Here is a 6,378-nt window from a genome sequence, read left to right as displayed (position 1 = left end):
CGTCACTTTTGCTGCTGGTGCGACAACGGCAACGGTCGTGGTTGATCCCATTGCTGACACCGTACAGGAAAACAGCGAATCAGTTATTTTAACCGTCAATTCTGGGACGGGCTACATTGGTGGTTCTCCTAATACAGCAACGGGAACTATTATTTCTGAGGAAGGGTTTACCACCTACTTCTCGGATGATTTTGCCAATAACAGCAAGGGTTGGACTCTGGGTACAGAATGGCAAATCGGTGCTGCCACAACTTCTACGGGTCAAAATTATGGGAACCCTGATCCCGGAACGGACAATACTCCCACAGCCGATAATGGTGTAGCTGGGGTTGTTATTGGTGGAAATGCCTCTACAGCTTTGCACGGCTTCTATTATTTAACCAGTCCGGTTATCAACACCAGCACGGCCAATCAGTTGTTCTTTGAATATGCCCGTTGGCTCAATAGTGACTACACTCCCTATATGCAGAACACAGTTGAGATCTTCAACGGTTCTAGCTGGGTCAATCTCTGGAGTTCAGGAGCTTCTCCAGGAGTCCAAGATAACGTTTGGACTCCTCAACAATTTAATATTAGCGCCCACAAGAGTGCCTCAACTCGAATTCGTTTCGGGTTCAATGTTGGTAGCTCTGGTGTATTTACAGTAAGTTCGTGGAACCTTGATGATGTCAAAATCTATGGTGATGGCGGTGTTACCTTACCTGTAATCACAGTAGTAGCCAACGATGCCGTGGCTGGTGAACCCGCCAACAATGGTCAATATACCCTCACCCGCACCGGTTCCACCACCAGCGCCTTGACGGTTAACATCGCCATGAGTGGTACAGCAACCAATGGAGCGGATTATACGGCCATTCCCACCACGGTGACTTTTGCGGCGGGTTCCCCCACCGCAGTGGTCGACCTGAATGTCATTGATGACAGCATTGTAGAAGGCACAGAAACTGCTACCTTAACCGTCTTAGCCGGCTCTGGTTATACCCCCGGCAGTTTAGGCAATAAGTCTGGCTCCGCTACAGCCAGTCAAGGCAACATCACACCATCTTCTAGTGCAACTGTAAGCATTGCTGACAATGACATAGGGGGGACGATCACCCTGAACGCGGCAGATACGGGATGGTACGATAGCACGGGATTCCACGGTCCTACTAATACCAATTACATTGCAGGAGATAATAACATTGCTGATGGGAAGCTCTTCCGCAACTGGTTTACCTTCAATCTGCCCACATTGACCGCCCCGATTATCAGCGCTCAACTGAAGGTGAAGACCTTTGACTACAATAGTCCGCAACCCAGCGAAACCTATGAGTTACGGGATGTCACGACGGCGGTACCCACCCTAACGGCGGGGGGAAGCGGTAAAACGGCGATCTATGCTGACTTAGGAGATGGTGCTATTTATGGCAGCCTGGTTTACACCAATGCAGACGATAACAAGATTAATACCATTGACCTCAACGGCGCCGCCATCAGTGCCTTGACAGCCAAGAGCGGTCAAGCCTTTGCCCTGGGCGGTTTATTGACAACTCTGGATACGATTGACAATAGCGAGTACGTCTTTGGTTTTTCCAATCCCTTACCAGGAGATGTGCAGTTAGTTCTGACTACGGGTACTGCTCCTACGGTGGTGACATTAGCCAGTAACTATAGCGGGGTGAGTGAAGACGGCGTAGCCAATCTGATCTATACCTTTACCCGTTCCGGTCCGACCACCAGCGCCCTCGCCGTCAACTTCAGTGTTGCCGGAACTGCTAATGCTGCCGACTACACCGGCGCAACCCCAGGCACAGCTACCATCACTTTCGCCGCTGGGTCAAGTACCGCCAGCTTAACCATTAACCCCACCGCCGACACCGTTAAAGAACCCAATGAAACAGTCTCCTTGACCATTACCAGCGGCAGTGGTTACACGATTGGTACTACTAGCCCGGTTGTCACTACCATCATCAATGATGACGGCGTGATCAATCAACAGGGCACAACGGGCGATGATGTGGTGGAAGCCGGAACCACTCGTACCCTGAGTGGAAGAGCGGGCAATGATATCCTCCTTGGTTCTAGTGCGAGTGAGGTGCTAGTCGGTGGTGTCGGTAACGACAAAATTACCTCTGGTGTCGGTTTTGACGTAATTGCCTATAGCCTTGCCAGTGAGGGCCAAGATACGATTACGGACTTCAACGTTTTCCAAGATACGCTCCAAGTCTCGGCGGCGGGTTTTGGTGGCGGATTAATCGCCGGTGAAAGTATTGCGGCGGCTCAATTTGTCTTGGGAACCGTCGCAACAACGGCCAGCCATCGCTTTATCTTTAATCAACCGACAGGCCAACTCTTCTTTGATGTGGATGGTAATGGTTCATCGGTTCAGACTCTGTTGGCGACCTTGACTCCTGGTCTTAGCTTAACGGAGGACAATATCTTTGCGGCTTAGAATCGCGCCAGATAGGTTATTAAACTAGAGTGCGTCATCATTTAAATCTGACCACAAGTCCGGGCAAGGGGGTTAGGTACTTAGTCCCCTTGTCAACGGGCTTTCTGAAACCTGATTCGATTTCACAGTCCGGTTCGAGAAGCCCAAAATCGCTGAAACCCCGATAGATCAAGGAAAATCATAAATCGAGGTTAACCCTTTGTCCCGTAATGGTTTGAGCCTTTTTTGCTGACCGAAAACGCCTAAGTCCCACTAGGCATCACAGGAAAACTATGCCATCTCCCCCGCCGTTAGCGGGGGTTTTTTGTCGGATGTGGGATTTTGCCGGGCAAGTTTTCCCCGATGGTAGTTGCTCGCTCGTCAAGGAAGAGTCGCTCTTTTTCGCCGTCAACCCGAGTCGATGGGCTGCGAGCGTTTCCTATTGCTCGGCATTCCTCCCCCACTAACCCTACGGGTGTAACGGGGGCATCCTGCCAACATTCAAGGTGACAAGGGCAATTCTTGTCGGAGGGCAGATAAAAGTTTATGCGGATGGCGAGACTCGAACTCGCAAGGCGTAAGCCACACGCCCCTCAAACGTGCGTGTCTACCAGTTCCACCACATCCGCTTGATTTTAGCTTAACCACTATAGCACAGAAAAAAAATAATCTGCAAGCAAGTTTTAAAAATTACTGCCGCACAACTTTCGCACCACCTGAGTTAGTACGGATAAACCTTTTAGGGAACCTTGAATCAAATGGAAGGCCGGGATGGGACGGATTAACATTTGTCGAGCTAGGGGCAATGGTCGCAGCTGACCTTGATTATCAATTGCCGGGGCTAAATCGGGTAAATCCTGCGTCACCTCGTCGCTAATCACGCGCACAATTGCCACTTTTTGCCCCCGTAAAGCCGCTAAAATCCTTGCTCCTTCCATATCGACCACCTCATAGCCCCCTTGTCCTAAACGTCGTTTTTCCTCGGACTGGCTAATCAGGCGATCGCTGGTTAAACCTTTAACGAGACTATATCCGGTTAATTGGGCGATTTCTGCGGTTATTTCCGGTTCGCACTGCCAATAATTCCCTTTTTCTGCGCCACAACCTTGATAGATTACCCCATCTCCGACTCGATAGCGATCGCTGAGACTGCCCGCTAATCCCATCAGCACAATTTTTCCCCTGAACTTATTAAGAAATTCTAGAGATAGCTTAGAGACTGGGGAACTGTCGAGGAATTCTGGAGCGCCAAGGTTAATCGGGATAATTTGCGGGGCTAAATCGCCGATGTTCCTTAATCCTCGACGGATTGAGCTATGCTCGGCCCCCCGGGGAACGAGAATAATATCTTCAGGTGTGAGCATGAAATTTTTGAGAAAGTTTCCTAATTAGCCAAATAAAATGTTATAAACAATAATAGTGAACTAATTAGGAATAATTCTTAAGTAAATAGCCCTGCCACTGACTGGGCGATTGTCTTTCCCACCATGAAAAAGTCTGTCATTCTGCGTTTATCCGAGGTTAACAAGCGTTTTCCCGCTTCTCCTACTCTAGCTGTCGATAATATCAGTTTTAGTTTAACAGAGGGCGAAATTCTCGGATTATTGGGTCCGTCGGGCTGCGGTAAAACCACTCTACTGCGGATGATTGCGGGATTTGAAAAACCATCTCAAGGAGTGATTGAATTGGGAGGGCGAATAGTTGCCGACGAAAAAACCTTTATTCCTCCGGAAAAACGCAATACGGGCATGGTTTTTCAGGATTACGCTCTTTTTCCCCATTTAACCATTGCTGAAAATATCGCCTTCGGGTTAAAAAATTCTGGGGAGAAATTATCGACCAAAGCTATTAACGCTAGGGTGGCGGAAACTTTGGATTTAGTCGGACTGCAAGGACTAGAAAAACGTTATCCCCATCAGCTATCGGGAGGACAACAGCAAAGAGTCGCCCTCGCCCGCGCTTTAGCCCCAAAACCCTCTTTAATCCTCTTAGATGAACCTTTAAGTAATCTCGATGTGCAGGTCCGGCAACGCTTACGGCACGAGATCCGTCATATCCTGAAAGCGACTGGTATCTCGGCCATTTTTGTCACCCACGACCGGGAGGAAGCAATGGTGATCAGTGACACAATTGCGGTCATTTGTCAAGGAAAATTAGAACAAATTAACAATCCCGAAGAAATTTATAGTCATCCGGCCTCGCGATTTGTGGCCGAGTTTGTCACCCAAGCTAACTTTCTCCCCGCTAGACGGGAGGGGGAACAATGGCAAACCGATATAGGAGTCTGGGAAATTGCCGATGGTCAAGATTTGGACAAAGGGGAATTGATGCTGAGAGAGGAAGATGTCAAAATTAAACCGGATGAGACGGGAAATCTGGTTATTTGCGATCGCCAATTTTTAGGGCGGGAATACCGTTATTGTCTGCTAACGGCCACCGGCAGCCAAATCCACGCTAGAACAACGATTAACACCCAATTAGACATCGGTACAAAGGTAAAACTATCGATTATTCCCGATAGCGTCCGTGTATTTGCCGACTGATAAATCACATCTGACTTGAAAGTGGGTGTAGGGTGTGGGGTGTAGGGTGTGGGGTGTGGGGTGTGGGGAAGTGGGGAAGTGGGGTGTGGGGAAGTGGGGAAGTGGGGTGTGGGGAAGTGGGGTGTGGGGAGCTTTTTCAGTAAAAAGGCAGCTCCGAGCTTATCGCTTAATACTATTGACTGATAACTTACCCACTGATAACTGATAACTGATAACTGATAACTGATGCAAGGCTGACGGCTAATATTGATATCGATCGCGATTTAGGACTAGGGTGGCATTTTTAGCGACAAAATCGATAATTTTTTTGGCCACATCAACACCAGTGGCCGCTTCTATTCCTTCCAAACCGGGAGAGGAATTGACCTCGATAACCACAGGCCCGTGATTGGACCGCAATAAGTCCACACCCGCAACCCGTAAACCCATGGCTTTAGTGGCCCGTATAGCCGTACTGCGTTCCTCCGGGGTTAATTTTACCTTTTCTGCCTTACCACCGCGGTGAAGATTAGAACGAAAATCCCCTTCGGCCCCCTGTCGCTTCATCGAGGCCACCACTTTTCCATCGATGACAAAACAGCGCAGATCTGCCCCACTGGCCTCTTTAATATACTCTTGTACTAGAATATTAGCCTCTAATTGCCGAAAAGCTTCAATAACTGACTTGGCTGCTTGATCGGTTTCCGCTAAGACTACCCCAATACCTTGAGTTCCCTCTAATAATTTAATCACCAGAGGGGTGCCGCCGACGGTTTCGATTAAACCATCGATATCTTGAGTTGCGTGAGCAATTCCCGTCACCGGTAAACCTATCCCTTCCCGAGCGAGGATTTGCAGACAACGCAATTTATCCCGCGACCGAGAAATTGCTTGCGAGTCGTTGGCAGTAAAAACATTCATCACCTCGAATTGTCGGACGACTGCGGTTCCATAGAAGGTTTTTGAGGCGGCAATGCGGGGAATAATCGCGTCAAAACTCTCCAAGGGTTTACCGTTATAAACAACCGTGGGTTTATGGGAGGTGATGTTCATGTAACAGCGCAAATAATTGATCACTCGTACCTCATGACCTTGGGCTTCTCCCGCTTCTTTCAGTCGCTTGGTCGAATAAAGAGAAGCATCTTGGGATAAAATAGCGATTTTCATAAATTTTCGCTTAAATATTGCTTTTAAAACTGAATAGCTCCTTATTTCCCCCTATTAACTTTTTTTGCTGGCAACTCATAAAATTTCTGTTCTCGATCGAAGTCCATCGATTATTATGGCGCTGACAGTTCCCCTTGAACAGTTGGGTTAAGTAGGGTTGGCTGAATAAATCTAAAAACCTTGTTGGGTAAGACTTTTAGACTTTTTGTCAATCAAAAAGTACCCGGCATGGGAGTGATCAGGGGGAAAATTCAGGGACTTTTTCCCTGAAAATTAGGT

At 48.3% G+C, this 6,378-nt stretch carries 4 protein-coding genes and 1 tRNA gene; 2 read left to right on the top strand and 3 right to left on the bottom strand.

Annotated features, from left to right (window positions below; genetic code table 11):
• On the top strand, positions 1-2,431 hold a 2,431-nt coding region (locus EWV68_RS13735; RefSeq protein WP_287170125.1), incomplete at its 5' end, for a Calx-beta domain-containing protein.
• 526 nt (positions 2,432-2,957) lie between these two features.
• Here the strand turns inward: EWV68_RS13735 and EWV68_RS13730 are convergent.
• Together EWV68_RS13730 and EWV68_RS13725 are read right to left on the bottom strand one after the other, a co-directional pair.
• Positions 2,958-3,039, bottom strand: a tRNA-Leu gene (locus tag EWV68_RS13730).
• A gap of 54 nt (positions 3,040-3,093) precedes the next feature.
• A complete protein-coding gene (locus EWV68_RS13725) occupies positions 3,094-3,774 on the bottom strand; it encodes a nucleoside phosphorylase-I family protein (RefSeq protein ID WP_002795587.1) in 681 nt (226 codons plus the stop codon).
• Between the two features lie 123 nt (positions 3,775-3,897).
• On the opposite strand from EWV68_RS13725, the gene EWV68_RS13720 reads away from it, so the two are divergent.
• Positions 3,898-4,953 carry an ABC transporter ATP-binding protein gene (locus EWV68_RS13720; protein WP_287170123.1) on the top strand — a complete coding sequence of 352 codons (1,056 nt, stop codon included), beginning with the start codon at positions 3,898-3,900 and terminating at the stop codon, positions 4,951-4,953.
• 240 nt (positions 4,954-5,193) lie between these two features.
• Here EWV68_RS13720 and rimK read toward each other — a convergent pair whose 3' ends face one another.
• On the bottom strand, positions 5,194-6,099 hold the full coding sequence (gene rimK, locus EWV68_RS13715; RefSeq protein WP_012264688.1) for a 30S ribosomal protein S6--L-glutamate ligase: 906 nt from the start codon (positions 6,097-6,099) through the stop codon (positions 5,194-5,196).
• Between the last annotated feature and the right edge of the window lie 279 nt (positions 6,100-6,378).

The organism is Microcystis sp. M_QC_C_20170808_M9Col (assembly GCF_007095495.1).
GTDB lineage: Bacteria > Cyanobacteriota > Cyanobacteriia > Cyanobacteriales > Microcystaceae > Microcystis > Microcystis aeruginosa.
Note: the sequence above shows the minus strand (reverse complement) of the source record. Positions and strands in the feature narration are given on the sequence as shown.

Bases quoted from the DNA above. Each gene is read 5' to 3' on its own strand.
- EWV68_RS13725 (WP_002795587.1), bottom strand. From the start codon at position 3,774: ATGCTCACACCTGAAGATATTATTCTCGTTCCCCGGGGGGCCGAGCAT.
- EWV68_RS13720 (WP_287170123.1), top strand. From the start codon at position 3,898: ATGAAAAAGTCTGTCATTCTGCGTTTATCCGAGGTTAACAAGCGTTTT.
- rimK (WP_012264688.1), bottom strand. From the start codon at position 6,099: ATGAAAATCGCTATTTTATCCCAAGATGCTTCTCTTTATTCGACCAAG.